This is a genomic window from Streptomyces litchfieldiae, from assembly GCF_031845365.1.
Classification (GTDB): Bacteria; Actinomycetota; Actinomycetes; order Streptomycetales; family Streptomycetaceae; genus Streptomyces; species Streptomyces litchfieldiae.
On record NZ_JAVREL010000176.1, the window covers coordinates 1 to 255 of the forward strand.

Genomic DNA, 255 nt, shown 5'->3' on the forward strand with positions numbered 1-255 from the left:
CAGCGACGAGCGGGCGGTGCTGGAACGGTGGACTCGCCGTGCGAAGTCGTCGCAGGCGTTGGCATTGCGGGCGCGGATTGTGCTGGCGTGTGCGGGTGAGGAGGTGCCACCGATCGTCGCGGTCGCCGGGGATCTGCGGGTGACCGCGGACACGGTCCGCAAGTGGCGGCGGCGGTTCCTCGCCGACCGGCTGGACGGGCTCGTCGACGAGCCCAGGCCGGGTCGGCCTGCCACCATCGGCGTCGATCAGGTGGA

1 protein-coding gene is annotated in these 255 nt (G+C 72.5%); it reads left to right on the forward strand.

What is annotated here, in order from left to right; all coding sequences use genetic code 11:
* Positions 1 to 16: 16 nt before the first annotated feature.
* Positions 17 to 255: helix-turn-helix domain-containing protein (locus RM590_RS35925; protein WP_311708996.1), on the forward strand; the 239-nt coding region annotated here is incomplete at its 3' end.